Source organism: Micromonospora sp. NPDC047187 (assembly GCF_040643355.1).
GTDB classification, from domain to species: Bacteria; Actinomycetota; Actinomycetes; order Mycobacteriales; family Micromonosporaceae; genus Micromonospora; species Micromonospora salmantinae.
In genome coordinates, this window is record NZ_JBEYUF010000010.1 from 17,991 (window position 1) to 43,236 (window position 25,246).

Genomic DNA, 25,246 nt, shown 5'->3' on the forward strand with positions numbered 1-25,246 from the left:
GGCTACGCCGCTGCCTCGGCGACCACCGAAGGCCCGGCGAGCAGCGCCCGCCCCAGAGCGCCGATGACTTCGGGACACGCAAGGTACGCCGACAGCTTGTGAGGGTTGCCTGATGCCAACCGGATCGACCGTTCCTCGATGCGCGTACCGTCGCCAAAGTGCCGACGCAGACGCCACCAGGCCACCGGGTCCCGGCCATCGACGAAGTTGCACCACCACTCGACGGTCCTGGGCCACGCATGCCGGCCACACGCGGAGAACGTTGCTAGACGCCCACGAACATATACCGGGATCGCCAGCGGCGAGCCGAGGGTGAGAAAGTGGGTCACGTTGTGCCGCGGCAGTAGGCAGAGCGCTTCGTAGGCCGCCACAGAACCCCACGAGTGCGCGATCACGATGCGGGTATCCGTGCTGATCGACATCGCCGCGGCCTCGATGGCGCGGACTCGCGCATTGGCGTCAGTCACCAATCGGTAGACCTGTCGGGCAATCAGCGCCGGCAACGCCGTCGGCGGCCGGTGCTTTCCGCGCGGCAGAACCACGGCGTCGACAACCTCCACCGCGGCGAAGTTTCGCGGTGCGATCAAGGGCAGCCCCGCCGATTGCAGGCGGTTGTTCATCGCATGTATCGCCATCTCCCGGTGGGCGTCGGCGCGCGATGCCCGGCCGCACCCATACACCAGGATGCACTCAGCCATGATCTCCCCCTACTCGCCGGCTATGGCAACGGTCGATCGGCGGTGCGAACCGCGTCGGATAACGCGTCCTGGAGGCGCGCCATGATGAGGGCGACAGGCTCGCCTCGCGCCACGGACACATGGTTGATCGCGACGCCTACCACCGGCCGCGCCGACTTACGTGCTCTGATCCTTGGTAGGCGGGTTCCGTGCGGCCATACCGCGTCCGTGTTGACAAGGCCTATGGCAACGATCGGGGTGCCGAGCTCGGCAGCGAGACGACCCGTGCCAGTCCGTAGGTCACTGACCGCGCCCCGCCGGTCGGCCGCACGCGCGACACGCCCCTCTGGGGCCAGCGCCACGATTCCGCCCGCCTGGAGTGTGGCCGACGCCGCTTCCATAGTTGCCCGCGCGGTATCCCGGCTCGCCGGTATCGCGCGCAGCAATCGCAGCAGCGGTCCGGCGACCGGCGTAGCGAAGTAGCGCGCCTGCACCAACATGCGCGGAGCGACGCCCCAGTGCCAGAAAAGCGCAAGTCCGACAAGAATGTCGACGACGCTGCGGTGATTGGCGACCAGGATGAGCCCTTGTCCGGGTCTGGGCTTCAGTTCCAGATCGACCGGATCCAGGCTCGCTGCAGGTCGTAGCAGTAGCATGGCAATCAAGCAACACAGCCGGAACGCGAATCGTCGCGTGCTCCGCACCTCCACTCGTGCCGGTTACCTCTTAGGTTTGCGGCCGGGCCTAATACCCTTCTCGAATGCAAGTCGGGTAAGGTCCGCCTTGTTGCGGTAGCCAGTTTTGTTCCGGATGTTCTCGAGGTAGCCGTTGACCGTGCTGACCGAGATGCAAAGCTGCCGCGCAATGTCGACAGCCCTCTCACCATCGGCGAGCAACGCGAGAACTTCGATCTCCCGGGCGGTCATCTGACGCTTGTCACGAAGCAGATACCCGGCGACTGTCGGGGAAAAATGCGTTCCGGCGTCCGCAACGGCACGTACGGCCCGAGTGATCTCATCCGGCTCGGACTCCTTGGTGAGGTAGCCGTGCGCCCCCGCTTGGATAGCCTCTACGACAGGCACCTCCTGGCTGGCCATAGAAACGACAAGAACCCTCAGTCCAACTCCGACGAGTCCGCGCACGGCGGCTGCACCCTCAATGCCACCCCCACGAAGCCCGAGATCAAGAAGCACAACGTCAAGGTCAAATACCCGCTGCCGCATGAACTCCTCATATGACCGTGCAACCACGTCAAGCCGAAAGTCATCTTGCGTCTCCACGATGGCCTTGAGCCCGATCTGGTAGCCAGGGTCGTCCTCAACGATGCCAACCCCGATCATGCGGACCTCCTCCAGATGCCGATGCCGCAATTCCACCCCGTCGCACTGCATCGTGCCAGGGTGAAAATGCCCCTTCAGACGCAACCGACCTACCGGGTCCATCCACAGGGGATGCTCCGCATTGTGCTCGGCACATCCATGACAGGTTCGTCGAGTTTGCCAGCGACTACTACGAAATCGAGGCCGACCGGTCCTTAGTTGAGCACGTCATCGCCCTCCGAGCACCGGCCGACTCCGTGATACGGGCGTTGAACCCCCAGGCTCACCCTCGCCGACCTCCCGGACGACATCGTCGCGACGCAGCGGCAGGCTCGGTAAGCCGCCCGCTCGGGCGAAGACGTAGATCTGTCACGGACCATGGACACTCCCCCGCAACGCCCTCGGCGCACGATCCTGTCGGTTCGGTGGGGCGATGACGTCCATCGGCGAAGGACACGTCGTAGTGCTTCTTGTCGATATGCCTTACGGTGCTGATCGTGAAGTTGCGCCGAGTAACCGTTGCGGGACTGGTTGCTGCAGGCGTTGCCGCAGTGACCCTGATGATCGGCCTGGTCACTAACGCCGCCTCCAATCAGCAGCGGTGGCCCGGCTGGTTGGCGCTGGTGCAGCGGTACCCGTGGCAGTCGTTTCTGATGCTGGCGGTCGTTGCCGTGGCCCTCGCCGCATTGCTGCCAGGCCTGACCGACCCCGGCCAAACCGGCATGCAGAAAACTGACGGGGAGCCCACGCCCTCGGTGGGGTCGGCGGCGGTCTTGCGGACGTTGCCGCGCGACGTCGCCGGTTTCACTAACCGACGGGCCGAGATCGAGCAGATCCTGAACGACGCGTCGAAAGATCAATTGATCATCCCTGTCCGCACCATCGACGGCATGGCTGGCGTCGGCAAGACCGCCTTCGCCATCCACGTCGGCCACCTGCTGGCGCCGAAGTTCCCGGACGGGCAGCTGTTCCTGAACCTCAACGGGCATACGTCTGGACGTGGGCCGGTCGGACCCGCCGACGCCCTCGCATCGCTGCTGCTCGCCGACGGCGTCGCCCCGCAGAAGATCCCGAACAGCGACGATCAGTGGGCGATGACCGAGGCGCGAGCGGCATTGTGGCGCACCCGGGTCGCTGACCGGCGGATGCTGCTCATCCTCGACAACGCCGCCTCGTACGCGCAGGTGGAGCAGCTGCTACCGGGCGCGGCCGGCAGCCTCGTGTTGGTCACCAGCCGTCGTCGGCTAGCCGCACCGGACGCGACGAGTCTGCAGATGAGCGCATTGTCTGCGACGGACGCCACCGCGTTGTTCATACGCCTGGCCGGCCGTAGCCGGCTCAGCAAGGAGTCGGTCGGTGAGCTCGTCGCTGTCTGCGGCTACCTTCCGTTGGCGGTTGCCCTGCTCGCCGCGAGGCTACGGCACCACCCGTCCTGGACCGTCGAGGATCTCAAGGATCGCCTGCTGTCGGAGCAGCACCGCCTGGTGGAGATGCAGGCGGGCGAGCGCGCCGTCGCAGCCGCGTTCGACCTGTCGTACCAGGATCTGCCAGTCGAACGTCAGCGGTTCTTCCGTCGACTCAGCCGGTTCCCAGGGCTCGACGTCGACGAAGAGGCCGCGGCGGCGCTGGCGTCGGTCACCCGGGAGGTGGCGCGGTCCGAGCTTGAGGCGCTGTACGGGGATCACCTGCTGGATGAAACCGGGCACGGACGGTACCGGTTCCATGACCTGGTCAGGGACTATGGACGCAGCCTCGGGGAAGACGGGCAGGACGGGACGATGTCGATCAAGAACCTCGCGGGACACTACCTGGAGACCATCGACGCGGCGAACACCCACATCAGCCGTGGATCCACGACCACCACGGCCCGATTCGACTCGCTGGTCACGGCCTCGGCGTGGCTCGACGCGGAGCGCGCGAACGTTCTCGCCTGCGTCGAGGAGTGCGTGCGCCGCGAGCAGCACGCCCTGGTCGTGAGACTCGCCGCCGCGATGGCGCCGTACCTGCGCCAGGCCGGCCCGTGGGACCAGGCCGCCGAACTGCACCGCACCGCGGTCGTGGCGGCACGCCGCGCGGGTGACCGGAAGGCAGAGGCCGACGCGTTGGCGAACCTCGGCGTGGTGTCCCGCCTCATGGCCCGGTACCGGGCGGCGGTGGAGACCCTGGACGAGTCGCTCGCGATCTACCGCGCTCTCGGCGATCTGCGTGGGCAGGCGTCGGTGCTCAACCAGCGCGGCATTGCGCATTACCTGACCGCAACGTACGACGAGGCTGCCCGAGCCCAGACGGAGGCGTTGAGTCTCTGCCGGAAAGCCGGTGAGCTGCTGGGCCAGGCAAACGCACTTGCCGACCTGGGCATGGTGCGGCGCATGACCGGTGACCTCGGCTCTTCCGCCGAAGCGTCGACGCAAGCACTGGAGATATACCGGCAGCTCGGTGATCGTTACGGCGAGGCCAACGCACTCCGCGACCTCGGACTGGTCCGCTCCCTGACCGGCGACTACGCCGAGGCCGAGCACCACGCCCGCGAGGCGCTGAGGATCTACACCAGCATTGGCGATCCGGTACACCAGGCGTACGCGCTCAACGAGCTGGGCGTCACCTGCCGTCTGAAGGGAGACCTCGACGGTGCGACCGAATCGCACGAACAGGCACTGGCCAAGTACGCCGAACTCGGAGACCGCTTCGGCGAAGCCAACGCCATCCGGCACCTCGGGGTGCTGCACCGGCTCCGAGGGGACCAGGTAGCGGCGGTCGAGGCCCAGGATCGGGCCGTGACCATCTACGCCGAGTTGGAGAGTCGGGGTGGGTTAGCCGCCGCCACGGCCGAGATGGGCGTCCTGCGTCGTCTCGAAGGCAACCTCGTCGGTGCCAGAAGCGCGCTGGACAGCGCCGCGGCGTGGTACGCCGAGCTCGGAGACCGCACTGGTCAACTCGAAGTGCACAACCACATCGGCGCGTTGCACCTCGACGCCGGTGAACTCGACCGGGCGACTGACCGATACGAGCTCGCGCTGTCCCTCGCCCGCGAACTGGGCGTGCCGCTGCAGGAGGCGCATGCGCTGGACGGCCTCGCGCGCTGCGAACTTGCCCGGGGGCGGCCTGAGCAAGCGGCCGACCTCCGCAGCGCCGCCCAGATGCTCCACGAGCGGCTCGGAGATCGGCATACGTAACTTCACTGCGTCCCGGTATCGTCACCGTCAGACAACAAGGAGGCGACCATGCGGCAGTCGACGACGTCAAACGTGCAGCCCGTGCTGGCGACAGTGGTCCAGCGGGTCCGCGCCCGAATCGCGGCCGAGCAGGTCAAGCCCGAGGCCGTTCGAGCCGCGCACGCGGCGTCGATTCCCGCGCAGCCCTGAGCAGTCGCGGAGCGCGGGCATGCCACCACTGCGGACCTTCATCCTCAAGGTGGTCAACCGTTGCAACATCAACTGCGACTACTGCTATGTCTTCAACGGGCCAGACCAATCCTGGCGGGAACTGCCCGTACGGATGAGCGTCGAGGTGGCCCACACCGTCGCGCGGCGAATCGCCGAGCACGCCACCGCCCACGACCTCGACTACGTGCACGTCGTTCTGCACGGCGGCGAGCCCTTGCTCGCCGGGCCGCGCCACCTCGGTGTCATCCTGCAGATCCTTCACGACCAGGTGCCGTCCGTCCGCTTCGAGTTGCAGACCAACGGCATGCTGCTCAACGACGACTGGTTGGACCTCTTCGAACGGTTCAACGTCCGGGTCGGCGTAAGCATCGACGGCCGGCCCGCGGCGAATGACCGCCACCGGGTCAGCCACCGCGGTCGGTCGACGTCGCACGCGGCGGTCCGTGGTATCGAGCTGCTCCGGAACCGGCCCCACCTGTTTGCCGGCGTCCTGGCCGTCGTCGACCTCCACAACGACCCCGCCGACGTTCACGACTATCTCGCGTCACTCGGGCCTGCGGTCATCGACTTCAACCTGCCCCACGCCACGCATGACACCCCACCGGTACGCACCAATCCCGCTGAGCCGGAGTACGGCCGGTGGCTAAGCGACGTCTACGACGCCTGGACCGGCGCCGCCTCCTACACGCACTCGGTGCGCATCCTCGAAGACATCGTGGCCCTCAGCCTCGGCGCGAAAAGCTCCGTCGAATCGCTCGGACTCGCACCGGCCGACATCGTCGTGGTTGAGTCCGACGGCTCGATCGAGAACGTCGACACGCTCAAAGCCGCAGCCCCGGGCGCCGCAAACCTCGGCCTCGACGTCTTTTACCACAGCTTCGACGAGGTGGCAAACCACCCGGCGATCCAGCGACGGCAGGTCGGAGTGGCGGCCCTCGCAGAAGAGTGCCAAGGCTGCCCGCTGGTGTCCGTCTGCGGCGGTGGGTATCTGCCGCATCGGCTCAGCGCTGAGCGCGGATACCGCAACCCGTCCGTCTACTGTCAGGACCTCGCCCACCTCATCCGGCACGTCCAAGCCACGCTTCCGGCCTGAAGGAGAAGCACAGTGCAGCACCTCGTCGTCCGCCACGCCGAGCCCAGCGACGCCAAGACCGTCGCCGGGATGATCGAGGAGATCGAGCGGTACTACGGCGCCACATCGATCCAGCCGTTCAATGAACGACTGACACAGGTCGAAGCCGCCCTGTTCGGCACGCCACCCCTGGCATACTGCGTGCTCGCACTTAGCGGCGACGAGATGCTGGGGTTGGCGGCGTACTCCTTCTTGTGGCCAGCGGCCGGATCGACGCACTCGCTATTCATCAAGGAGCTGTACGTACGGCCGGACGGCCGGCGGCTTGGCACCGGAACGCGACTCATGCGGGAGATACAGGCAATTGCGGCCGCCGCGCCGGGGTGCAGTCGAGTGGAGTGGATGACCGACCGGGACAACGACGGCGCACGCGCCTTCTATCAAGGTCTCGGATTCGAGGAATTTGAGGGAAAGGTGAATTACCGCGTCGGATTCGACATTCCGGAGCCGCTCGGCTGAGTCGACATGCCAGGCTCCGGCAAGGAGTCTGATCGGCATCAGCAGCGACCGCTTCGGTGCGGTCGATGTCAGACCGACCTCCGCAGTGCCGCAACACCACGGGCTGCCTCAAACATGACCGCGATCAGTTCGATCCACAACCAGGGCACATCCCTGCTCGGCCGTACACCGATCGACACCGCCAACGCCAGCTGTGCCAGCAGGGCCAGGCAGATGACGACGCCGAGCGACCGTTACTTGTTGCCAAAATCGGACCAGAACACCCAGGTGCCGTAGATGGTCGGAACTACAAACAGCAAGCTCAGGCCGATCAACGGGACGGCCAGCCGCCATCGCATGCTGGCGCTCACCGCTGCTCCTCCCGGCCCTCGCTGGCGGGACTGCCCAGGGTCTCCGCCTCGACGGTCAGCTCTGCGCCCGCCTCACGAAACTGCTGCGCCTGACGCTCCCATTCAATGCGCTCGTCGCGCGTGAGGGCGTCGCGCTCGTTCAGCGATGCCGCGAAGGCGTCGTCCAGCGCCTGGCCGTGCCAGGACAACGCCGCTGCGCTGCGCAGGTAAGCCTCGCCGCTGAGGACGTGCGGGCCAGGGAACCCAGCGGGTCGTTGCCACCGCGGCTCCTGGCGAGTGTCGTCAGGACCGCGCGGGCCAGCGGCTGGCGGTGGATCTCGTCGGTCATGGCCTATCCCTACTGTCCGGGGTGCTGACCGACGACCAGGAAGGCCAAGCGCCCACAAAATAGCGATATGGGCTAATGCACGGATGAAGCATCAGTTACGCACCGAGTCGGGTAACTCATTTGCCGCCGACCGAGTGTCACGGTCCGTCGCAGGTGGCCTGGACGTCCTGCCAGGTCTTGCCTCACAGCGTCCCGAGGATGCCAAGACCTAAACCGAATGCGGTCGCGAAAGCAGCTCCGGCGGCCATGGTGGCCTCGGCCGCTGAGGAGCCGGTGCTTGTCTTGAGCATCGCGGTGATGAGCGCTACGACGAGTGAGGAAAGGCCCACCACGAGGATCCACAGGTGGGTGCTGCTGGAGCTGCTCAAGAGGGTTCCACTCCGTTCAGAACGACGGTGCCGTCGGCGAGGTGCCGGGTGAAGGCTGTCTGGGTGGCACGGGCAGTGGCGAGTCGTTTGTCGATCATGGAGATCTCGTCGTCGACCAGTTGAAGTGCGTTGAGGATCCGCCGCTGATCGGCGACCGGAGGTAGCGGCATCACCAGGTCGCCGAGTGTCGTGGTGCTCAGTGAGGTGGTGAGCGACCGGACTGATCGGTCGCGGATGCGGGCCTGCACGGCCGTCTGCGATAGGTACGCCAACAGGTAGGCGGGATCCAGCTTGGCCGGTTTGGTAACGCGCAGTCGGAGCAGGTTGGTGTGTGGCAGCCAGCCGGATTCGCTGGGGCGCACGATTGCCGTCTGTCCCATAGCTCCTGTCCGGACGTAGAGCACGTCGCCGGTCTGTAGCCGGTGCTGCTGCTCAACGGTGTCGAGGTCTGCGTCCGGTGCGTCGCCCGCCGCGATGAGGCCGTCCCGCAAATGCCGCGGGTGGACGACGGGCACTGCCTCCCGTGCGGTGTGCGCCTGGGACATCGCCCGTTTGATCGGGCGTGGCGGCACGCCGCTGCGGATCTCGCAGAGGTCGCGCAGACGATGCTCGGGCCAACCTTCATCGGTGCCCGTCGTGTAGGGGGGCAGGTCGAGAACGGCGGTCAGCGCGTCCAGCTCCGCGCGCGCGGCATCCGCGGAGGCTCGGGCGAGCGTGCGGTCCTGGTATTCCGGCGGGTTCAGCGAGTACCCGTGGGCCCGGACCTCGTCCGGCGCGACCACGACGCTGAAGCCGGATTGTGGCTCGGCCGCCGTGAGCGTCGCCGCTATCGTCGCGATGTCCGCCGGGTCAAGGACGTACACGCCCTTCGCCTGGGGGCCGGACGGTCGGCCTAGATGGCGCGCGTCCACCATATGTACCGGCGCGGCGCGGCCTATCGGCTTTCCCAGCAGCCAGACGCAGACGCCGATCGAGCTCCCTGGAAACATCCGCGCCGGTAACGCCACAACAGCGTGCACAGCACCCTGTTCGACGAGTTCACGGCGGGTGTCGTACGCCCGGGCACCAGCGGCGTACCCGGCGCCGTAGGGCATGAGCACAGCGGCACGACCGTCGTCGGCGAGTGCGGCGATGCATCGTCGCAACCAGGTGGGCTGTTCCTTCTTGTCGAACGGCGGGTTGGTCAGCAGGACGTTCGCCCCACCCGGTGGCGGCGAGGACGTCACGGCCAGTTCGGGGGTCGCACCCGTCGCCGCCAGCGACATGCCAGCAAGGCGCAGGTCGGCCGGGTGTGGGTGCTCGGCATACACCTGTACGACAGCCTCGCCTGCGGAGGTCCGCGTGAACTCGGCCAACAGCTCTCCGAAGCGAGCGAAGGGGTCGTAGACGGCCACTTCGCCCCGCACGGTGCGGCCGGTCAGCAGGGCGACCATGGCGCGGGCGACGCTTGTCGGCGTAGATATGACGCCGTCGCGACCGCGCGTCTCCCGCACATATTCGGCTAGAAGCTGGTGGTATGCGCCAGGACCGAGGTTGGCGCTAAGCACGACCACCTTGCGCACCGGCTCGAAGGTGCGGGGCCGTAGCCGCGTCGGCGGGGCATCCGAGCTGCTGAGCAGGTCCGGGTGACCGAGGGACGCGTCGACTGTCGCCACCACGAACCGCAGCAGCTTCCGGGCCGTTCCCGCATCACCGGCAGCGGGGAGATGCCGGGTCACCTGCATCCAGCGATCCTGGTCATTCAGGCGTAGGAACGCCAGGCAGAGCAGCAGGTAAAGGAAATCGGTCCGGGGCGCGTCACCGCAGACGTCGGAAGCCAATGCGCGCAGCGATTGGGGGATCGGGTCTATGTCGGCGCGCGGGGCGGGACGTAGGCGTTGCCTGACCCGATCACCATAGGTGGCCCCGACACTCTCGCCCGGCACCTGGCGGTTTGCGGGAATGCGCCGCCCGTCGAGCCAACCGATCACCTCGCCAAGATGGAGCCGGTCGCCGCTACCGCTCACCGGCGGCGGGAAGTCGTCGTGCCCGCGCCATTGGGTGACGGCAGCCCTCGTGACTCCCGCGAGCCTGGCCACGTCTGCCTGAGAAACCGTTCTCGCAAAATCGTTCACGAGGCGAAGCTAAAGCCCAACCTGGAGGGCGTCCAGTGTGCACTCGACGGTGCGCCGGGATCTGTTAACAAATAAGGGTCAGGTATCGGGCATCTTGGACCTATCGACAGTGATCCTAGTCAGGCCATCCGGGAGGATCCCGGTCGGCCAGCTCCGACGAATTGCCGCAGTTTCGGCAGTCAGCACGAACCGGCGGGACGGCTTTACTGCCGTCCCGCCAGCGCTGCTCTCGCTCCCGCCGCTGCAGCACCCGATGGAGCGTCAGTCCTACCAACTCCACCAATCCTCAGGCGCGGGCTGAGTCGGCACCTCCGACGACGAGTGGTGTCACGCCTCTCCGAGGTCGCTGCCCACGTCGCAGTTGCGGAGAGGTCCGTCGTCGCCGTGCAGGATGGGCAACTCGTGGTCGAGCTCCCGCAGCCAGGGCAGCATGCCGGTCATCTGGAGGCGGGCTTGTTCCCAGCCGTACTACAGGGCTGTCAGCCGTGTGACCGCTTCGTCGTGGCGCCACCCACTGCTCAACCGTCGAGTACAGCGGCGGCTGATCATCCCCGTCCCCACCGTGGGCGCGTTCGGCACGGGTCTGCCGCAGGGACGCAACTTACGCCGCCAGTCTCCCCACGTCAGCAGCGAGCTCGTCGAGTTGGGTAGCCACGTCAGTGCGGGTCCGTTGCGACGTGGTGGCCGTCATCATGTCCTGCCCCGCATCGGCACCGCGGTGACCGCTGCCGCGGGTTGCTTCCCGGCGACTACGGAGCTGACCTGGGCTACGCGAAGCTTTGGGAAGGCCTGCACCCAAGCCGGCGTCGCGAGCGTGTCAGCGTAGTGGACGGCAGCCGCAGAGACGACGCTGTGATCGGCATTGTCGTCGTGAAGCATGCCTGCCGACTGCCCGGCTGCGTGCTCGTTAGCCGAGGTACGGGGATCGTCGATTGTCCCGCCGTCGCGGACTCCTTCGCCGCGCTCGGCAGCCGCTCGGCCCTGCAAGTCGCGGGCCAAGGCCTCCTCCACGTGGCTCTGCGCGAGGCGGATCGCCTCGACCGGCCGCCCTTCGGCGTCGCCAGCCCTGACCGCCTGGTTCATCTCTGCGGCGAGGTCGCGAAGCAGCTGCACCGGTTCGCCAGCGGGGAGTTTCCCTGTGGCGCGCCATTGGCGCTGCGACTCGTCGAGGGCCTCCGGCCGGACGTACTCGGCTAGCTTCATCGCCTCCTGCCTAACGGCGGCATCGAAGCCGTCGACCGGTGCACGGCCACCCGGCGGCAGTGCGGCCGGGCCGTCCGGGGCGATCCCCCGCAGGTTGGGCGTACCGCCGTGCGCGCGAGTTCCGCCGTGCTGACGGCGACCTGAGCGCGCGTCGCGCTCCCACACCTCCCGGGCAGCACGCCATCCCCGCCGCCGGGGGCATCCTCTGGGACAGCGTCCTGGAGCCTGGTCGGTTTTGCGGCCGTGTCCGGTCGAGAGCATCCGGACGCGACGGGCAAGCTTCGCGGGTACATCGACCACGTCGATGTGGTCGGTAGCTAGTTTGGCGGTCAGCGTGGCGCCGAGGCTGGTGGTGCCTTCGATTGCCCAGGAGGCGTGTGACCAGCGGCTGGCGAAGCGACGCAGCTGCCGATAGCCGTCGCGGTTGACCTCGACGCGGATCGCGGCCAAGGGCTGGAGTCGGTTGTCGACCGCGACGGCGGTCCAGGACGCCTTGTGGGGATCAACCGCGATGATGACCGGAGCTGGTGCTGAAGGCGGGGCGGGGGGCACGGAGGTCTCCTCGGGGGCCGGGGGAAGGGGGATCCGGCGAGGAGGGCAGACCAACTTCGGGCTAAACAGACCTCTCTCGAGCCACTCTCGCCGGCGGTCGTGGCCGGGGCGCAGGCCGTTCGAGGGCCAGCCCGTGGGCGGCAGGTGTTTCCCGAGCGACCCCGACCACAACCTCGAAGATCATGGCTGCAGACCCTGACCTCCGCTGCCAATTCAACAAGTTGGAGACCTCTCTGTTGCCAACGCATTGACACAGAGAGGTGCCGTTATATCCACAGTCCCGGATCTCCTGCTGGAGCATTAGGCGACTGCAGGAGACGCGCGGCGATGCGGGACCATTACCAGACGATGCTGCGCCGTGAGTTTCCGTGGGACTTGAAGCGCGGGCGCGACCTCGCCTCCATGTCTAAGAGCCTGGTAAATAAGGGTTTCAGGCGGTTGTGTGTCGGGCGAGGCGGCGGGTCATGATGATGATCATGGCCCATTGGACCATCGCGGCGTGGTGGTCGGGTAGCCGTTCGTAGTCACGGACGGTGCGTCGGCACCGGTTGATCCAGGAGAAGGTGCGTTCGACCGCCCACCTGCGATGTAGGACGACGAACGTGGTCTGCCCGGCGAGTTTCGCGACGATCCGCATGGTCAGGGTGAGGTGGGTGGTGGCCCAGTTGACGAGCTTGCCGGCGTAGCCGCTGTCGGCCCAGACGAGACGGATGCCGGGGAAGCAGGCGTGTAGTGCCCAGAGCAGGGGTCGGGCGCCGTCGCGGTCCTGCATGTTGGCGCCGGTGATGAGGATGGCGAGGAGCAGACCGCAGGTGTCCACGGCGATGTGCCGTTTGCGGCCGTTGACCTTCTTCCCGGCGTCGTAGCCGCGGCTGGCCCGCCCGACGGTCTCCGCGCCGCGTACCGACTGGGAGTCGACCAGCGCGGTCGACGGCTGGCGGTCACGGGCCTCGACCTGCTGGCGGACCTGTTCACGCAGGCTGTTGTGCATGCGGTTCAACGTTCCGTCGGCGGTCCAGGTCTTGAAGTAGTGGTAGACCAGCTTGTGATGGGGGAAGTCGGCCGGTAACGCGTCCCACTGGCAGCCGGTGCGGTCGAGGTAGCGGATCGCGTCCACGATGTCGCGGCGGGGGTAGATGATCGGCCGGCCGCGTCCGGTCCCGGCCGGGACGTGCGGGGCGAGGATCGCCCATTCGGCGTCGCTGGTATCGGACAGGTAGTGCCGTGGCCGGGCGGTGGGCAGGTGAGCATCAAGGGTGGCCAGGGTGGTGGATGCGGCGACACCGGCGACAAGGTATACAGACAGGGTTGGGCCTTCGGTCGTGCTGGTTTAGTCGCCTTTGCTCGTACCGGAGGCCCTTCCTCATGTCACGCCACCACGCCGGCACCACCGCCGTAGTCGATCTTCGTTACGCCCAGCGATGGCCTGAAACCCTTATTTACCAGGCTCTTAGACCGTTAGCTCCTTGTAGGCAAGGAAGTCGAGTAGGGACTTGGTCCCCTTGCTGGAGTTGCACGGCTTACAAGCCGGTGCCAGGTTCATCCAGTCGCTGCGGCGGCTTCGGGAGACAGGGTCGATGTGGTCGACGGTGTCGGCCGGTTCGCCGCAGTACACGCAGGGGTCGTGGCGGATGATCTCCCAGTAGGCCAGCGCCTCGTCGTCGAACGGAGCCTCAACCCGGTTCACGTGAGCGTTCTTCCGTGCGACCGGGTTGCGCCGGCGGTACCGCTCCTGGTTGGCGCGGAACTTGTCGGGGTTCTTCAGGCGCCACTCGTTGTTCTCGCGAGTGATCGCCTTCTTGCATGGCTCGCAGCGGCAGCCGTACTTGTACCTGCCCGGCGTCCCATGCTCCATGCGGGTCCCGCGCGGCGAGCACCTCCGAGGCTTGGGCTCCGGCTTCGGCGCCAAGGCCCGGTACTTCCTCGACTCGCTCGCGTTGAACGTTTTGCACGCTTCGCAGCGACACCCGCGCGCGTACCCGACTCGCCTGCCGTGCTCGTCGGGCGCCACCGGCCGTGACTTCGCGACGCTGTTGTTGAACACGTTGCGGCAGGTCGCGGTGCAGAACTTCTTGCGCGCTGGACTTCCCGCCGGAATCGGCTCGTCGCAATTTAGGCAGAGCCTGGGCGTACTTGCGGTCATGAGTCGGCAAATCCTTGGCGCGACGGGGTGTTGGCGAGGCCCTGCGGGGTGCAGTCGCAAGGGGCCATCACTGTCTCAGTCGGATCCGACAAACTGCCGACCGTTGGTGCCAACTGCGTTCAGGGCTCACGCACCGCGACCGGCACGCCGGACTCCGGCAGGAGGTACGCGCCGGGCAGGTCGAGCACCGGGACGGCCAGGTCGACCTCGATCTCCTCCTGCTTCAGGCAGGCCGGGCAGTGCGGGCAGACCTGCGCCCGGCCGTTGTCGTCGCGCACCGCGCGCCAGGTGTGCAGCCGGGCCCGGCCATCGGATTCCTGGCGCACTCTCAGGGCGTTGCCGACGAGCACCGTGTTCGGGTGGATGCCGTGCGCCCGGACGAACGCGTCGACCGCCTGCCGCTGCTCGGCGGGCAGCTCGAAGTAGCGGCCGGAGTCCCACTGGTAGACGAGAGTCATCGCGGCCGAGCCAGGAACTCGCGGGTCTCCAGGTGGGTGCGCACCGCGGCGACCTTCGAGCCGCCCGTCTCCGCTCATGAGGAAGTGAACGCGCATGACCGGCACCGGCGATCGGTTCTGAATCTTGAACCGAGGGAAGCTGGGATCAGGGCTGAGCGGTTGCGGGTCGTGCCAGAACGACACCCGCGCTGCGTACCGCTCGTCGTACCGCTGCCGCTCGAGACGCGCGGACTCCAGCTGCGCCTCGCTCACCCGGACCTGATCCTCGTACGCGCCTTGGCCGCCACCCACACCGCGGGTGCGGCCACCACCATCGCGACGACCGCGGAGGCTGGCCTGGATCCAGTCGGTCACCTTCGGCTGGTGGCCCGGCGCCGCGCGCCGGCGGCGCATCGGCACCACGCGCCTGCGCGGTCCTCCTCATGGCACTGCGCCCCTCCCCCACTCCAGCCCCGGACCCTTCATCCTGGCCCGCAGCGATCAGCGCCGCGTCCGCCCCCGAGTGTGTCGCACGCACCGTTCGGGCCACAGCGCCGGCGTCAGCTGCCGCATTCGGAGCTCATCTCACGCGTCCCCGGCACCTCGACCGCATCCTCGGTAAAGGTCTGAAGCGGGGGATCGTCCTTCTCGTTCATCCGGTGCACCCCAGCTCCCGTCACCCAGAGGCCTTCGCCGTCGAAGTAGGCCAGGCTGGGAGGAAACCGAACGTCGGCCTCAAGGATCCGGCCACCCGACTTCGGCGGCGGCAGGGCGAACGTCAAGGTCGAGCATGGCGGCACGCTGGGGTAGATGTCGAACTGGTACTGCTCCAGGTTCCCGTTTACGAGCGTCTTGGCCTTGTCAACGAACTCCTCGTAGGTGACCTCGACGTAGACCGGGTTGATCTGCGCCGCCGACGCGTTCTGCAGCTTGAACTGCACCCGACCGTCCTTGGACGGCTCATCCGACCACCAGACCCACACCCGGGAAGCGAACCGCCTCGCCTCTCGCTCGTGCTCCAGCTGCGCCAGCTGCAGCTGCGACCGGTTGATCTCCTGTTGGTCGCGGTAGGTCAACAGCGCGACCCCAAGCGCCGGGATGGCGAAGAGGACGGCGATCAGACCCGACAGCGCTTGGACCCAGTCGGTCAGCTTTGGGTGCTCGCTCGGCGCGCTCGGCGCGCTCGGGCCACTCGGCGCGCTCGGGCCACTCGGCGCGCTCGGGCCACTCGGCGCGCTCGGCTCGCGCCGGCGCCGACCGGGCATGACTCGGCCGCGCGGTCTCTCTCGACTCACCGCCTTCTCCCCACTCCAGCAGCGACTCTCCATGGTGGCCTGCCGGCGCCAGATGCGCCGCTATCCCCCCCCGCCCCTTGGGTCGGCCCGCAAATGGCCGCCAGTGTGCAGCTCAGCGGGCCGGAGGGGCGCCGCAGACGGCGCGCCCCGCGAAGGTCGCCGAAGTTTTCCAAACCGGACGGATCGCGACACCCAGTACGCCCCGGGCCCGCCGCGCGCTACCCGTACGGGCCTCCCTCCCCTACCCCTGGCAGGGCGACCAGGGCGACCAGGCGAGGCCGCCGGCAGGGGCGACCGGGCGAGGATGTTGATCAAGGCTGTGACCAGCCGGGATGTGTCGTTGACCCGGGAGGTCAGGTGGAAGGTCACCGCTCGTGCCGGCGATAGCGAGACCGGCCGGTTGCTGCGGTGGGAGTTCGACACCGAGGACGAGGCCTTCGCCATGGTCAAGCGCCTGCTCGCTGCCGACGCGGGCGGCCGGTGGCGCAAGCAGCCCGACAGACCGCCGCAGCAGGCGTAGGGCCCGGCTTGCGGTCCGGCGCCCCGGGGTGGCACGGACCGCAGGCCGGGATCGTGGTCAGGCGCTGCAGGTGTTGAGCATGCTCTGCAGGGCGGATTTCTCCGAAGTCTGCAGGGTGAGGCTCCAGTTGTATTTAGCGGTGATCCACATCTTGCTGTAGGTGCACCGGTACGACGACAGCGGCGGTTGCCAGGTGGACGCGTCCTGGTCGCCCTTGGACTGGTTGACGTTGTCCGTCACCGCGATCAACTGTGGCCGGCTCAGGTCGTTGGCGAAGCTCTGCCGACGGCTGGTCGTCCACGAACTCGCACCGGAGCGCCGCGCCTCGGCCAGGGGCACCACGTGGTCGATGTCGACGTCGGAGGCCGCCGTCCAGGTCGCGCCGTCGTACGGGCTGTACCAGCGGCCGGAGGTGGCCGCGCAGGAACTGTCCACGACGACGGAGGTGCCGTCGCGCTTGAGGACCTGCTCGCGGGTGTTGCAGCTCCCGCTGATCGTGATCCAGTGCGGGAACAGGTCCCGCGAGTAGCCGCTGGTCGAGCCCTGCGCTGCCACGGTCAGGGCGTTGAGCTGCGACTGCGCGGTCGACTTCGACGGGATCCCGGGAGGTGTGGCCGACGCCGGCTGCGCGCTTACGCCGACCGGGCCGGTGGCAGCGAGGACGGTCGCGGCGACGTAGCGCACGGCACGCGGGAAATAAGCAGGGGATTGGGCCATCGGCATGGCGGCCTCCTCGACGTTGGTGGATGGCAACCGTCCCCGACCATCATGTCCATCAATGGTCTCGCTTGTGAAGTGGCGGCGAGCCGGCCACGGGGGGCCTCCGAGCCGAGACCCCGCCCCGTTGAAGCGGCCATCAACACCCTTTGCCGGCAGGCTCGTGCCGGAGCTCGCCTGCTGTTCAAGGTCTCGACGCAACCGGCGATTAGACGTTCGTGGAGCTTCGAGACAGCTGCGGGGACACCACTCCTACTTGGCTGGGATCTTGTGCGGGGCGTCGGCAGCACGAGCGCCCGCTGCCCGGCGGCTCCCCGGCAACGGGCGCTCGCATGTTCGACAGCGGCATCGGTCGACCTGCTCATCTCACGGTTTAAGTGAGGGCTACCAGCAGGCTGATGGGCACCGGCGGTGAGGTGCGGGAGAGGACTTACGCGACCGCAGGCCAGCAGAGGCCTGAGAGCGCCACATGATCACCAGCAGCAACGGGAGCAACACTCCGCGTGTCGCAGCCCTTCCCCGGCCCCATCCGCGTAAATTGCATACGTCCGATCGCCCAGGGCAGATTGGGAGTTGCGGACGGCAAGTGCATACCGCGTCTTGCTAACCCCTTACAGACATAGGAGGAGCGCACTCATGGTGCGTTCACAGGAAGTAGCGACGGGTCACGAGCCGGTTGTGGACCTCGCGCCTTCGGCACAGGTCGTGACCGTCGTTCAGACGGACGGAGCCGGTTCGGCCGGATGGCCCACCTACTCAGTCGGCGGCCGTGGCCGGTGTGGGTCGTTGAGTGCCGTCGTGGCCGTGGCGGTGCTCGTCGGCATGCAAGTCGATGATCTGAAAGTGGCTGGTCTGATAGGGCTGCTGGGCGTCCTGCTCGAGTGGTTGGCGGCGCACCGGACGACCTTCGTCACGCAGATTCGTGTGTCCACCGTGCTGGTTTCGAGGCGACTCAACCAGGGTGATCTGGGTACCGACGGTTTGCGAGTTGACGTGCCCAACCCGCGACACTCTCGAGAAAGCTAGGCGGGTGCCTGCTCCCGTAGAGAGGCGCCGATGTTCTCGAGTATGCGCCGGGCGGCGTCGCCCGCCGCTGCCTGGCGGTAGAGATCCTCGAAGGAGCTCTTATAGCCGGCGACCACCGCGTGGTCCTCGACGAGTGCGACGTCGTCCGGCAGGTTGTCGAGGTAGACCACGTCTGGATCTACCTCTGACTCGAATTCGTGCAGGGAGAACGGCCCGACAAGGACAGAGTTGGCGGCCGTGTCCCGGCGGAGCACAACGAGATCGAGCTCCGGCAGGCGGGACAGCACCTGTTCGACCTGTTCGAGCATGAGGTCGGTGTTCTCTACGGACTTGAGGGCACGTTCGTCGAGGACGATCCGCACCTCACATCGCCGCGACTGCGCGAAAACCCGACTCTGGCGTGCCATGCGCAACTGCACACGGGCGTCTGCCGCCCGATTGTCGACGCGATATTGCGGTCCTGTGGTCACCACAAGCCGGGCGTAACGCTCCGTCTGGAGCAAGCCTGGCACGAGGAAGGGATGGTATTGGCTTATGCGACACGAGTCGTCTTCGTAGCCCAGGAAGTCCATATAGGACGGGGACACGAAGTCTCGATACTCTGCGGCCCAATGACGCCGGCGTGCCAACCTTGCCAAATCGAGCAGGTCGCGCACGTGATCAGCGTCGCGCACCTGGTAAAAGTCAAGCAGGGCTCGCAGGTCGTTGACGGAGATGCTGACCGAGCCGTTCTCGATCCGTGTCACCTTTGACAGCGACCAGTCCATCTCTTGGCGCACGTCCTCCAGCGAGAGCCCGCGATCAAGGCGCAGTTGGCGAAGCACGAGGCGCAGGCGCCTTCGATTCGTGGTAGGCCCTTGCCCGCCCGTCGTCACGTCTACGCCCTCCAGTCGGCAACTGCAAAAGGCAAAATGAATGAGGAAAATTGCCTAGAGCAATTCTCTTTAGGCTGTCGGCTTGCCGCTGAGGGAAATAAGCTATCAGACCAGCCCTTCGGACGCCGAATCGGGTGAAAGAGCCAGACATTCATGGCTGAACTGGTCATGGTCCTGCTACCGTACTTACATAGCGCGACACAACCGAAGACGGTCAGTAAAGCCCTCCTCGCGTCCGAGGCTCGGCTCGGCACCCAAGCAGAGGCGAGTTCCGCATAAACCGTCATCAGCATTGCGCTTCCATTCGTCAAAACCGCCGATAACAAACCGTCGACCCCAGGAGAATCGGAAAAATGGAAGAAGACCGTAACTCCCACCCCATCTGGACCCGTCGCAGCTCCCGGTGCCAGAATGACCACTGCGTCGACGTATCTCGTTACCCCACGACGGTTGAGGTGTGCAACTCGGCCGCCGCCCACACGCTTCTTTCGTTCTCAAACGATTCCTGGCGAAAATTCCTCCACGCCCTCGGAGACAACACGCTTCAACTGCCGAACACGTAACCGACTAAGGCCAGCATTCGTCACGATCGACGCCACGAATACCTTTCAGCCTCGGCAATTTGTCGGGAAGCCGACACCCGCCGTGCTGGAGCTCGGGCGGCACCACCGTGCTGCACCTGCCTTCCCAGCCCGCACCTACTGTGTATCGGTAGCAGGCCCGGGAAGCCAAGGCACACCCGCCCACCCTGTCTCGTTCTGCTGGTGGGACTCTACGAAACCCCGAGCCGTGGGTACAGGCGACACGGCGAGTCCTCAGCGCCTCGCTCACTCAGGCGCCGCCTCCACGCAATCGACGGGTTGACAGCTCGCTCGCGTATTCTTCCCATTAGAAAAGGCGCTTCACGCATGTCGGTACTGAAATGTCTTACCCCTTGGAGCGAGCTTGCGTAGATGCCATAACTCCCGCCTAAAACGGTGGAACCTGCCTACTCGGCGTCAGGGCGGTCACCCGCCCTAATCAAAGAGAGCGGGTGATGAAAGGCGGCCGGCACGACGGACGACCCTCTCTGCTGTGCGGCGGCCACGATGACCTGACCGGTGACCGCCGAGATCAGCCCGGCGACGGTCGCGGGCGGCCAGGCCGAATGTTCGATTCTTCGAACGCCTGCCCTCGATATACGGGGCGATCCCGTAGCCGAGGGACCGGGAGCCGGTGTCCGCGCCGGGTGTCCTGATCAACACCGCCGTATGCTAGACGAAGTCACCGCGAAGATTGTTCGATGCCGCCAGCGGCGTGCTGGCCATGGCATCCTTCGGTGCGGGCCAGTCGGGGCCGCTGCCCGACCGCGATCTCTGTGCCGACCGTAGAGGAAGGGTCGGCTTCTGCGTCAGCCGGAGCCCCTCTAGCCGTCTCCGACAACTTGATGCTGACTGGCTTTGCCTCCCACCATTCGCGGCAAGAACAGCGTTCTTTGGGGCGGCATGTCTTAAGACACTGTGGCGGTGCCGCATGGCCGTCATTCGAGGGGCAGCCTGTGTGAAGGGTTGCGGTCCAACGAGATCGTGGGGCATCTAACGCTCCTACCAGCCGTTGACAGAAGAAGTGCAACTGTCGTTCGCCGAGTGCCGCCACCGCGGCAGCTCCCACGATTGGCGGCCTACGGGTAGCGCCGACGGGCACCCGGCAGTTCGGGCAGCGCCACCCAGCGGCTGCGGCGACCGCCCGCCGCAATCGTCGAGCTGTCGACTCCAACAGCAGGACTGCGCCGTCAGGGAGGTGGCTACCCAGCCCAAGCGCGGCACTCAGCTGGCCGCAGCCCAAAACCGGCGGTCCATCGGCCTCATGGAGTCGCCGAGGGACCCATCCACCCTTACCCCAGCGAGGTTGTTCATCACCATGTTCACCAACTCCTCAGCGATCCCGAAGAAGCAGTTCATGGAATCGCAGGACTTTCAAGCGGCAGTCACTGAGGCGGTCGTCGACAACCAGGAGGCTCACAACACCATGGCCGACTAATTCTTCAGCGACGGCCCGCGCTTCAGCGCTGTCATCACGGCGCTCGCGGAGGCCTTCTATGAGCCCGGTCGATGTCGGCTATGCTTTACGACCAGCCCGGGGGGCGGGGAACAGACCTACCGGTCGTCGTCGAGCCAGGAGGTGCCGAGATCGGGGCCTGGTCGATCACTACCCGGCAGCGTCGGGAGCTCTACCTGCTCATGCTGGAGGCGTACGGAAGCCGGGACACCCTCGAACGCCTCTTCTACCTGCGGCTTGGGCGGCGGCTTGGCTCCGTCGCCCCCGAGGGGCGAAACCACGAGCAGCTGATGCTGACCGTGCTGCAGACGGCAGAGGACGAGAGCTGGGCAGACGATCTCGTCCGCGCGGCCGTCGAGGACAGGCCGGAGCACGCCGAGCTGCGCTCCTGGGCTCGCGACAACCTACCCGGCACCCACGAAACCGCGCCGGCGCAACCGTACGACAGCCAACCCGCAGCCGTGTTCAACCTAGACGAGCTGCGGGCGATCGCCGAGGAGGCGGTCGGCGGCCGGGCCCAGATGACGCTTGACTCCGTCGAGATGCGCGGGCGGACCGCCACGTTCTTCCTCAGCCAGCAGGGGACGGAACAGCTCACCGTGCTGCGGGTCGAGGGAACGCCCCTGACCCGCGGGCACGACCAGGACCGCTTCCACACCCAAGTAAGACAGGCTCGCGAAGCGGCGCTGCACCCACGCGTCGCCGATCTGCTGGTCTCGGGGTTCACCGCTACCAGCCAGCCGTACGTCGCACAGCTCATCGATAAGAAAGTCGTTGCCTACGACCTGCCGCTGCCCGCCGCCGATGTGATCGACATCGGAACGCGGCTGGCCGACGTCCTGAGCGTCGCCCACAACTGGGGCACGACATTCGGCGAGATCGAACCGTCGGGCGTACTGCTTGCAGCCGACGGCGAGCCGATAGTGGTCCTGCCGCACCTGCCGATGTTCCTGCGTCCGGGACGTCCGGGCCTCAAGCCGCACGAGGAGGTGCGCCGCCTCTGCGAAACTCTGCTGGCCATGCTCGCCGCCGAGAGCCGGCCTGAGGAGACCGGGCTGGAGGCAAAGCTCCGGGAGAGGCTGGCGCTGGCCATGCGGGGCGAGCTGATCGCAGGGGCCCTACGCGATCAGCTAGAGATCCTGCGCCGGGAGTCGGCGCTGGCGCAGGACGCCGCACAGCTGTTCCTGCGCTGGCCGTTGAACAGCGGTGCCGGCGATCGGTGGGTGTCCATTGTTCAGGGTGACTTGTTCGAGCAGGACGCAGACATCGTCGTCGGCTTCAGCGACACTTTCGATACGGCCACCGCCGGCAGCCTCATCATCAGCAGCGCGAGCCTGCAGGGCCAGCTCGTGCAGCGGCTCTTCGACGGCGATGTCGAGGCGCTCGACGCCGCCCTCAACCGCGCGCTCGTGGGTGTGCCGGTGGAGTCGATGGAGAACCGCGACGCCAAGCCGCATGGCAAGCTGTTGCGCTATCCCATCGGCACCGTCGCCGTCCTCGACCACGGCGGGCGGCGGATCTTCGCCGTGGCGTTCAGCCGGATGGGCAACAACCTCACGGCGGGCTCGAACACGGCCTTCCTGCGCGCGAGCCTGGACAATCTCTGGCGGTCGATGCAGCCCCAAAGCCTCGACCGGATGGTGGCCATGCCGGTGATTGGCGCCGGCCTGTCGCGCATGGAGCTGAGCCGCGAGGAGCTGCTCGGGCTGATCGTGTCGTCCTACCAGGATCAGACACGGGTCATGCCGGTGTGCCGGGAACTGCGGATCGTCGCCCACCCATCGGACCCATCGGCCACAGGGCTCTTCCGGATCGCGAGAACGCCCTAACCGGGACGTAGACAATCGGCTTGTCCAGCGCTTTCGCATAAGCGATTTCCTGCGCGACGCCATCGGCTGCGGCGGCCTCGGAGCTTGCCAGCACGAGCACCACGGCGCTGCGTTCGAGGTGAGGGAAGATCTCTTGCTGCCAGAGAGGGCAGTGCAGCTGCGGCCCGGAGATCCAGGCCGGCAGCCCGGCAAGGCGCAGCCACGACACAAGAGTCTCGGCGTCGGCCCGGTTGCGCCGACTGTGGCTGACAAAGATGGTGCCGTACACGTCTGTCACCTCCGCCGTCGCTGCGCCTTTGATGGTACCGGGCGGCCAGGCAGGGCGGCTGCCCGGCCGTCCGGCCGGGTGGCAGGATGCGGCGATGGCCATCGACCACCTCACCGTGCGGCTGTTTAGCGAGGCGTTGCTGGACGCCTTCGAGCCGGATCGACTGAAGCAGATGCTCTTCTACCGGCTCGGCAAGCGCCTGGACCGGATCACGATGGCCCGCGACTACGAGTCCATCGTGTTCGAGCTGATCATGGGCGCGAGGTCCGAGGGCTGGGACGACAAGCTCGTGCTGGCCGCCCGGCAGTCGCGGCCGTCCGACGCCCGGATCTTCGAAGTCGCCCAGCGGCTGCACCTGACCGTCAAGTCAAGCAGCCTGGAGAGCATTCTCAACACACGTGCCCCGGAGATCCGGCCCGAGCGGTTCCGGGCCGCGCTCGCTGCTGCCGAGGGCCAAGTGTGCCGAGTCGAGCGCCGCACCGCGGTGGGCTCGGCCGCGCTGGGCACGGGCTTCCTGGTTGGTCCCGGCCTGTGCCTGACCGGCTATCACGTCGTCCGTGGCCTGTTCACCGGCGGCCTGTCCGCCTCCGACGTGGCCCTGCGCTTCGACTACAAGTACGACAGCCCTGGCGGCACCGTCTTCGGGCTGGCCGGCGACTGGAACGTCGCTTTCGCGCCAGCCAGCGCATCCGAGGAGCAGCCCGGCCCGGCTGATCAGACACCCGCGCTGACGGAGTTGGACTTCGCCCTGCTGCGCGTCGCCGGTGAGCCCGGCCACCAACCCGTCGGCGCGAACGCCGAGCCCGGTGCCGAGCGACGCGGCTGGATCGAGCAAGTGTTCCGCGAGCCGTTGCGGTCCGGCGACGACCTACTCGTGCTTCATCACATGCAAGGCAAGCCCATGCAGCTCTCATTCGGGCAGGTGCTCGAGGTGAACGCGAACGGCACGCGCCTACGTCACTCGGCCAACACCGAGAAGGGATCGTCCGGGTCACCGTGCTTTACCCTGGGCATGGAGCTAGCCGCGATCCACCAGGCCGGCGACCCGGATACGTCCACCTGGCACGTGCCCGATCACAACCGGGCGGTCCCGGCTGGGGCGGTGTTTAGCACTTTCCCACTGTTGTGAATCGCAAGATGTCGCTAACGGGAATCATCTCAACGGTGCCGTCGTCGGCCCGGCGCACTTGGAGGACGGCGTCTGTCCTGGACGATAGTAAGGTGCCGCAGACAATCGCCTGATCGCTCGTCGTCACCTTGAGGATCGGCGCCTCGGGCTTAGCCGGGGGCAGGAACCAGGTGAGGCCGCCGGCCACGGTCAAAAAGGCCAGGACCAGTCCGGCGGCCGCTGCCGCTTCTCGTAGCCGAGCTGCGGTGATCCCGGTCTGGGCCTGGTGATCGTCATACCAGGCCCGCAGCTCGGCGTCGTCCGAGATTGATCGCGTACGGGGCCAGCCGTACGCGGCCTGGTAAGCGCGCACGATCGCCACCCCAGCAGCGACGACCGCGACGGCGAGGACCACGGCGACGGTGACGCGACCGCCTAGGGCCAGCTTGCGGATCTGGTCGGCGCTCAGGGTCAGGCCGAGAACGCCAAGAACGCCGAATAGCGCGGTGATGCCGGCTATCCACTTCTCGCCGGCCGAACGGAGCCGTTCGAGCTGCCCGGCCTGCGACAGTCGCAGCGCCTCGGCCGCCTCGGCCAGGAACGGGTCGTGGGGCGGGACGATCGTGACGCGGCCGTCGACCGCCACCTGAACTGTGCCGGTCCAGGACCGGCCGCAGCCCTTCGGCGGGGCCCCGGGCCAGCCGGGGTGTGCCCGCCCGCAGCTGCAGTGGATCGACACGGTCAGTTTGTCGGGCTGCGGCTCACGGTCCGTGCCCTCCAGCGAGGTGCTGGTCAGCGACACCACTGTTGGCATGTCGTGGTGGCAGGCCGGGCAGGGGCCGCTTAGCCGTAAAGTCGAGCCCACTTTGGAGCCCCGCCAGGCGACGAGCTGCGCGCTGGAGACGGGGATGTGGTCCGAACTATAGGCGAGATGCGCCATGGTGTCCCTTCACTTGAAGACCGACCGGTAGTAGAGCTATTGAGCGGCGGATGGGTGTCGCCGCAATCGCGCGTGCGCCAGGTCCCGGGGTGCGGCAGAGCGGGGGTCGACACAAAACCGATTACTGGTACACGCGCTGCGGCCATGCTTCCCGATTACGTCCGTC

General features: G+C 67.0%; 24 protein-coding genes. 9 read left to right on the forward strand and 15 right to left on the reverse strand.

From position 1 onward, the window contains the following. Positions 1-2: 2 nt before the first annotated feature. The 3 genes from ABZ794_RS17860 to ABZ794_RS17870 form a co-directional block, all read right to left on the reverse strand. A complete protein-coding gene (locus ABZ794_RS17860) occupies positions 3-698 on the reverse strand; it encodes a hypothetical protein (protein ID WP_357516342.1) in 696 nt (231 codons plus the stop codon). A gap of 20 nt (positions 699-718) precedes the next feature. Then, on the reverse strand, positions 719-1,333 hold the full coding sequence (locus ABZ794_RS17865) for a lysophospholipid acyltransferase family protein (protein WP_357516344.1): 615 nt from the start codon (positions 1,331-1,333) through the stop codon (positions 719-721). 63 nt (positions 1,334-1,396) lie between these two features. Then, the gene (locus tag ABZ794_RS17870; RefSeq protein ID WP_357516346.1) at positions 1,397-2,017 is read right to left on the reverse strand and encodes a response regulator transcription factor; all 621 of its coding nucleotides are present in this window, start codon (positions 2,015-2,017) and stop codon (positions 1,397-1,399) included. A 467-nt stretch (positions 2,018-2,484) separates the two neighbouring features. Here ABZ794_RS17870 and haaT point away from each other — a divergent pair, with 467 nt between their 5' ends. The 4 genes from haaT to ABZ794_RS17890 are packed head-to-tail and all read left to right on the forward strand — an operon-like array spanning position 2,485 to position 6,970. Beyond that, the gene (gene haaT, locus ABZ794_RS17875) at positions 2,485-5,169 is read left to right on the forward strand and encodes a cyclophane-containing RiPP biosynthesis TPR protein HaaT (RefSeq protein WP_357516348.1); all 2,685 of its coding nucleotides are present in this window, start codon (positions 2,485-2,487) and stop codon (positions 5,167-5,169) included. 48 nt (positions 5,170-5,217) lie between these two features. Next, complete coding sequence (locus tag ABZ794_RS17880) at positions 5,218-5,358, forward strand: hypothetical protein (protein WP_357516350.1); 141 nt, start codon at positions 5,218-5,220, stop codon at positions 5,356-5,358. A gap of 19 nt (positions 5,359-5,377) precedes the next feature. Continuing rightward, a complete protein-coding gene (locus tag ABZ794_RS17885) occupies positions 5,378-6,472 on the forward strand; it encodes an FxsB family cyclophane-forming radical SAM/SPASM peptide maturase (RefSeq protein WP_357516351.1) in 1,095 nt (364 codons plus the stop codon). Positions 6,473-6,484: 12 nt separating this feature from the next. After that, complete coding sequence (locus tag ABZ794_RS17890) at positions 6,485-6,970, forward strand: N-acetyltransferase (protein ID WP_357516352.1); 486 nt, start codon at positions 6,485-6,487, stop codon at positions 6,968-6,970. Positions 6,971-7,316: 346 nt separating this feature from the next. Here ABZ794_RS17890 and ABZ794_RS17895 read toward each other — a convergent pair whose 3' ends face one another. From ABZ794_RS17895 to ABZ794_RS17930, 8 genes are all read right to left on the reverse strand, one after another. Further along, positions 7,317-7,508, reverse strand: coding sequence for a hypothetical protein (locus ABZ794_RS17895; RefSeq protein WP_357516354.1), 192 nt, complete (start codon positions 7,506-7,508; stop codon positions 7,317-7,319). A 322-nt stretch (positions 7,509-7,830) separates the two neighbouring features. Next, positions 7,831-8,016, reverse strand: coding sequence for a hypothetical protein (locus ABZ794_RS17900; RefSeq protein ID WP_204944840.1), 186 nt, complete (start codon positions 8,014-8,016; stop codon positions 7,831-7,833). Next, on the reverse strand, positions 8,013-10,130 hold the full coding sequence (locus tag ABZ794_RS17905) for an N-6 DNA methylase (RefSeq protein WP_357516356.1): 2,118 nt from the start codon (positions 10,128-10,130) through the stop codon (positions 8,013-8,015). Before ABZ794_RS17905 ends, ABZ794_RS17900 begins: the two co-directional genes overlap by 4 nt. Before the next feature lie 690 nt (positions 10,131-10,820). After that, the gene (locus ABZ794_RS17910; RefSeq protein WP_357516358.1) at positions 10,821-11,885 is read right to left on the reverse strand and encodes a transposase; all 1,065 of its coding nucleotides are present in this window, start codon (positions 11,883-11,885) and stop codon (positions 10,821-10,823) included. Between the two features lie 430 nt (positions 11,886-12,315). Then, on the reverse strand, positions 12,316-13,191 hold the full coding sequence (locus ABZ794_RS17915; RefSeq protein ID WP_357516625.1) for an IS5 family transposase: 876 nt from the start codon (positions 13,189-13,191) through the stop codon (positions 12,316-12,318). Positions 13,192-13,335: 144 nt separating this feature from the next. After that, on the reverse strand, positions 13,336-13,740 hold the full coding sequence (locus ABZ794_RS17920) for an HNH endonuclease (RefSeq protein WP_357516360.1): 405 nt from the start codon (positions 13,738-13,740) through the stop codon (positions 13,336-13,338). Positions 13,741-14,147: 407 nt separating this feature from the next. Next, positions 14,148-14,738, reverse strand: a complete 591-nt coding sequence (locus ABZ794_RS17925) for a hypothetical protein (protein ID WP_357516362.1) — start codon at positions 14,736-14,738, stop codon at positions 14,148-14,150. 287 nt (positions 14,739-15,025) lie between these two features. Then, positions 15,026-15,730 (reverse strand): hypothetical protein, encoded by a 705-nt coding sequence (locus ABZ794_RS17930; protein ID WP_357516364.1) that lies wholly within the window; start codon positions 15,728-15,730, stop codon positions 15,026-15,028. Positions 15,731-16,079: 349 nt separating this feature from the next. Between ABZ794_RS17930 and ABZ794_RS17935 the strand changes: the two genes are divergently transcribed. Beyond that, complete coding sequence (locus ABZ794_RS17935) at positions 16,080-16,280, forward strand: hypothetical protein (protein ID WP_357516365.1); 201 nt, start codon at positions 16,080-16,082, stop codon at positions 16,278-16,280. Positions 16,281-16,337: 57 nt separating this feature from the next. On the opposite strand, the gene ABZ794_RS17940 is transcribed toward ABZ794_RS17935, so the two are convergent. After that, a complete protein-coding gene (locus ABZ794_RS17940; protein WP_357516367.1) occupies positions 16,338-17,003 on the reverse strand; it encodes a DUF1524 domain-containing protein in 666 nt (221 codons plus the stop codon). 792 nt (positions 17,004-17,795) lie between these two features. Here ABZ794_RS17940 and ABZ794_RS17945 point away from each other — a divergent pair. Next, positions 17,796-18,023 carry a hypothetical protein gene (locus tag ABZ794_RS17945; protein ID WP_357516368.1) on the forward strand — a complete coding sequence of 76 codons (228 nt, stop codon included), beginning with the start codon at positions 17,796-17,798 and terminating at the stop codon, positions 18,021-18,023. On the opposite strand, the gene ABZ794_RS17950 is transcribed toward ABZ794_RS17945, so the two are convergent. Then, positions 18,020-18,847 carry a helix-turn-helix transcriptional regulator gene (locus ABZ794_RS17950; RefSeq protein ID WP_357516370.1) on the reverse strand — a complete coding sequence of 276 codons (828 nt, stop codon included), beginning with the start codon at positions 18,845-18,847 and terminating at the stop codon, positions 18,020-18,022. The two genes, ABZ794_RS17945 and ABZ794_RS17950, sit on opposite strands and share 4 nt — an antisense overlap. A 404-nt stretch (positions 18,848-19,251) precedes the next feature. Here ABZ794_RS17950 and ABZ794_RS17955 point away from each other — a divergent pair, with 404 nt between their 5' ends. Together ABZ794_RS17955 and ABZ794_RS17960 are read left to right on the forward strand one after the other, a co-directional pair. Continuing rightward, a complete protein-coding gene (locus ABZ794_RS17955; RefSeq protein WP_357516372.1) occupies positions 19,252-19,461 on the forward strand; it encodes a DUF397 domain-containing protein in 210 nt (69 codons plus the stop codon). Between the two features lie 1,536 nt (positions 19,462-20,997). Continuing rightward, positions 20,998-22,764, forward strand: coding sequence for a macro domain-containing protein (locus tag ABZ794_RS17960; protein WP_357516374.1), 1,767 nt, complete (start codon positions 20,998-21,000; stop codon positions 22,762-22,764). Here ABZ794_RS17960 and ABZ794_RS17965 read toward each other — a convergent pair. Further along, on the reverse strand, positions 22,676-23,134 hold the full coding sequence (locus ABZ794_RS17965) for a toll/interleukin-1 receptor domain-containing protein (RefSeq protein ID WP_357516376.1): 459 nt from the start codon (positions 23,132-23,134) through the stop codon (positions 22,676-22,678). The two genes, ABZ794_RS17960 and ABZ794_RS17965, sit on opposite strands and share 89 nt — an antisense overlap. Between ABZ794_RS17965 and ABZ794_RS17970 the strand changes: the two genes are divergently transcribed. Beyond that, positions 23,127-24,161, forward strand: a complete 1,035-nt coding sequence (locus ABZ794_RS17970; RefSeq protein WP_357516378.1) for an effector-associated domain EAD1-containing protein — start codon at positions 23,127-23,129, stop codon at positions 24,159-24,161. The genes ABZ794_RS17965 and ABZ794_RS17970 overlap by 8 nt on opposite strands. Here the strand turns inward: ABZ794_RS17970 and ABZ794_RS17975 are convergent. Next, positions 24,139-25,080 carry a hypothetical protein gene (locus ABZ794_RS17975; protein WP_357516380.1) on the reverse strand — a complete coding sequence of 314 codons (942 nt, stop codon included), beginning with the start codon at positions 25,078-25,080 and terminating at the stop codon, positions 24,139-24,141. The genes ABZ794_RS17970 and ABZ794_RS17975 overlap by 23 nt on opposite strands. Positions 25,081-25,246: the final 166 nt, after the last annotated feature.